The sequence below is a fragment of the Mesorhizobium sp. M2A.F.Ca.ET.037.01.1.1 genome, from assembly GCF_003998075.1.
In the GTDB taxonomy this organism is placed as follows: Bacteria; Pseudomonadota; Alphaproteobacteria; order Rhizobiales; family Rhizobiaceae; genus Mesorhizobium.
The window spans coordinates 1-1,188 of record NZ_RZSA01001415.1; the positions used below are offsets into that span (position 1 = coordinate 1).

The following is a 1,188-nucleotide window of genomic DNA, read 5'->3' on the forward strand; positions in this document are numbered from 1 at the left end:
GCCCGATGCCCTTCAGATCGAGCAGGATCGCCGGTGCCGGCGAGACAACCTGCGTGGCCGCGAGCATGGCATCGCGCTCGGTCTCGACCGCCTTGATCTGCTCGAGCAGCAGTTCGAGCCTGTCGAGTTCCCGGCGGACCTGCGCCTGCAGATGGGCCGGCAAGGGTCGGCCGTCGCCGGTCTTGAGCACCTCCAATCTCTTCCGCCGGTCGCGGCGCAGCGGCTCGTAGCCCGATACGCCCTGGGCGAACAGCAGGCCTTTGACGATTGACGTGTCGCACGCGCTCGTTCGTCAAGGTCTTGCGCTCACGCGAGATGCGGCGACGGTCCGATTCTTCGGGCGTCGGCAAGTTCACCGCGCTCTTCCACCACATCAACCCGGAAATGCTGAGGACGGCGCTCTACGCGCTCAAGCGTGAGGCGGCCCCCGGCGTGGACGGCACGACGTGGCGAACCTACGAGGCAGACCTCGATCAACGGATCGCGGACCTGCACGACAGGGTTCAACGGGGAGCGTATCGTGCCCTGCCGTCACGGCGAACGTATATACCGAAGCCAGACGGACGGCAGCGCCCTCTTGCGATCGCCGCCCTCGAAGACAAGATCGTCCAGAGGGCGACGGCGGCGGTGCTGAACCAAATCTATGAGGAGGACTTCCTCGGGTTCAGCTAGAGGTTCCGGCCCGAACGCGGCCAGCATGATGCGCTTGACGCGCTTTATGTCGGTATCGCACAGCGGAAGGTGAACTACATACTAGACGCCGACGTGGCCGGCTTTTTCGACGGAGTGAGCCAAGATTGGCTTATCCGTTTCGCGGAGCACCGCATCGGCGACAAGCGAATCATCCGCCTGATCCGCAAATGGCTCAAGGCGGGCGTTCTGGAAGACGGATCGTTACGGTCAGTGAAAGGGGAACCGGCCAAGGCTCGGTAATCACTCCCTGAACGCAAAAGGTAACTTTTGTCAGCCGATGGCGACTTCCCGTTGGAAGGCGATGACGCGTTGCCGGACGGCGGTATCGTCGTGTGCATGGGGAGCGAGTGGCAGATGATGACGGTATCGTCGTCGACCAAGACGTCCTTGACCAGCAAGCGGACAATCCTCTGTCGGTCGCTGACGTCCAGCGATTGCGCCGATGCCCGTAATTTCTGGAGGAAGGCGGTCAGCGTCTCGGCGAGACGCAGGAAT

General features: G+C 62.9%; 3 protein-coding genes and 1 pseudogene. 3 read left to right on the forward strand and 1 reads right to left on the reverse strand.

Features of this window, described 5'->3' with window-relative positions; genetic code table 11:
- Nucleotides 1–347, reverse strand: a pseudogene (locus EOA27_RS37235) (IS110 family transposase); the annotation flags it as partial.
- Between EOA27_RS37235 and EOA27_RS42755 the strand changes: the two are divergent.
- The 3 genes from EOA27_RS42755 to EOA27_RS41735 all read left to right on the forward strand — a co-directional run.
- Nucleotides 316–672, forward strand: coding sequence for a hypothetical protein (locus EOA27_RS42755; protein ID WP_245491342.1), 357 nt, complete (start codon nt 316–318; stop codon nt 670–672). The pseudogene EOA27_RS37235 and the gene EOA27_RS42755 overlap by 32 nt on opposite strands.
- Before the next feature lie 93 nt (nt 673–765).
- Complete coding sequence (locus EOA27_RS42760) at nt 766–933, forward strand: hypothetical protein (RefSeq protein ID WP_348639889.1); 168 nt, start codon at nt 766–768, stop codon at nt 931–933.
- 51 nt (nt 934–984) lie between these two features.
- Nucleotides 985–1,188 (forward strand): hypothetical protein (locus EOA27_RS41735; protein WP_210214203.1); only part of this gene is annotated, 204 nt, incomplete at its 3' end.